This window comes from Streptomyces sp. NPDC059564 (genome assembly GCF_042735575.1).
Classification (GTDB): domain Bacteria; phylum Actinomycetota; class Actinomycetes; order Streptomycetales; family Streptomycetaceae; genus Streptomyces.
On the sequence record NZ_JBHWBP010000639.1, the window covers coordinates 1 to 1,867 of the forward strand.

Sequence of the window (1,867 nt, forward strand, 5' to 3'; positions counted from 1 at the left end):
TCCGTAGGGAACAGGACGGCCGCGGGCACGCCGAAGACGTGCGTGAGCCACTCACGCGAAGGAGAGGGGATCGTCGGCGGGGGATCGAGCGGGGGTGAAGCACCCCTGCCGCCTTGCGACTCATCCAGTTCTACAGACGCCCCGACGGCGTGGCAAAGGGCCCGCTTACTAGCGGCCCTCGCAGCCGGGGCGCACCGGCCCCCGTGGGGGTGGGGTGGTGTCGCTGCTGGTGGGGACCGGTTCCGGGGGGCGTGCAGGGGGCCTTCGAGGGCTACGATCCCGGATCGTATGTGACCTGGGTCCTGTGGGCCGCCTCACCGGCAGACCCCCCGGATCTCACCGAACGTGACCGGCCGTACTTCTTTCGGGGAGGGCGTCAGGGGTGGAAACCTGCCCGGAATCGAAGGAAACGGGCGCGTCGAACGCGGCCTTCCGTGTCGCCCGGCGCAGCGCCTTCAGCAGGGTGGCCCCGAGCGTGAGGGTCAGTACGACGGTCAGCACCGCCCGCCCCAGGTCCCAGCCCAGCGAGGTCGCCAGGCAGTACGCGACGAAGCGCGCCAGGTTCTGCGGCACCGGGTCGCCGGGGTGGAAGGAGACCCCCTGGCCCATGCCCTGCAGGATCACCCAGCCCTGGAGGTTCATGACCGTCCCGTACGCGAACGAGCCCAGGAACCCGTACGCGGCGAGCATCGCCAGCTCGGCCCGGCCCCGGATGCGCTCCGGCCCGGGCAGCAGCCCGGCGCCCAGCGAGAACCAGCCCAGGGCCAGCATCTGGAACGGCATCCACGGCCCGACCCCGCCCGTGAGCAGGGCGGAGGCGAACATGGTCACCGAGCCGAGGACGAACCCGAACCCGGGACCGAGGACGCGGCCGCTGAGCACCATCAGGAAGAACATGGGCTCCAGGCCGGCCGTGCCCGCGCCCAGCGGTCTGAGGGCGGCCCCCACGGCGGCGAGCACCCCGAGCATCGCCACGGCCTTGGCGTCCATGCCCTGGTCGGCGATGGTCGCGACGACGACGGCCACCAGGAGGGGGAGCAGCGCCGCGAAGAGCCAGGGGGCGTCCTGGGAGTGGGCGAGCCCGGACTGGCGGTCGGCGAGCAGGGGCCAGCCGAAGGCCGCGATGCCGATGAGGGTGACGAGGACCAGGGCCGCAGCGGCGCGGGGGCCGATACGGAGGGGGCGGCTCACGGGGTCTCCGTAGGGGCGGGGGTGTCCGTGGGGCCGGGGAGCCCCGTACCGGCGAGGGCGGCCGCCACCTGGGACACCGTGAGCCAGTGGCCCGGAGCCAGCACCTTGGCCACCTGCGGGGCGAAGGCGGGGGAGGACACCACGACCTCGGCCGTCGGGCCGTCGGCGACGATCTCGCCGCCCGCCAGGATCACCACGCGGTGGGCCAGCTCGGCGGCCAGTTCCACGTCATGGGTGGCCAGGACGATGGCGTGGCCCTCGGCGGCGAGGTCCCGCAGGAGCTCGATCAGGCGGGCCTTGGCGGCGTAGTCCAGACCGCGGGTGGGCTCGTCGAGCAGCAGCAGGGCCGGGCGGCCGGTCAGCACCAGGGCCAGCGCCAGGGTCAGGCGCTGGCCCTCGGACAGGTCCCGGGGGTGGGTGTCGTCCGGTACGCCGGGCAGCAGGGCGGCGACCAGGCCGCGGCAGGTGCCGGGGGCGGCGCCGGCGTCGGCGTCGGCCGCGGCGCACTCGGCGGCGACGGTGTCGGCGTAGAGGAGGTCGCGGGGTTCCTGGGGGACCAGGCCGACGCGGCGCACCATGTCCCCGGGCGGGGTGCGGTGGGGGGTGCGGCCGCCGACGGTCACCTCGCCGGTGGCGGGGGCGAGGGTGCCGACCAGGGTGGCGAGGAGGGTGGACT

Annotated in this window: 2 protein-coding genes; both read right to left on the reverse strand. The window is 74.7% G+C overall.

Annotated features, from left to right (window positions below; genetic code table 11):
• Positions 1–336: 336 nt before the first annotated feature.
• A complete protein-coding gene (locus tag ACFV0Q_RS41170) occupies positions 337–1,191 on the reverse strand; it encodes an ECF transporter S component (protein ID WP_385013190.1) in 855 nt (284 codons plus the stop codon).
• Positions 1,188–1,867: AAA family ATPase (locus ACFV0Q_RS41175; RefSeq protein WP_385013192.1), on the reverse strand; the 680-nt coding region annotated here is incomplete at its 5' end. The genes ACFV0Q_RS41170 and ACFV0Q_RS41175, both read right to left, overlap by 4 nt.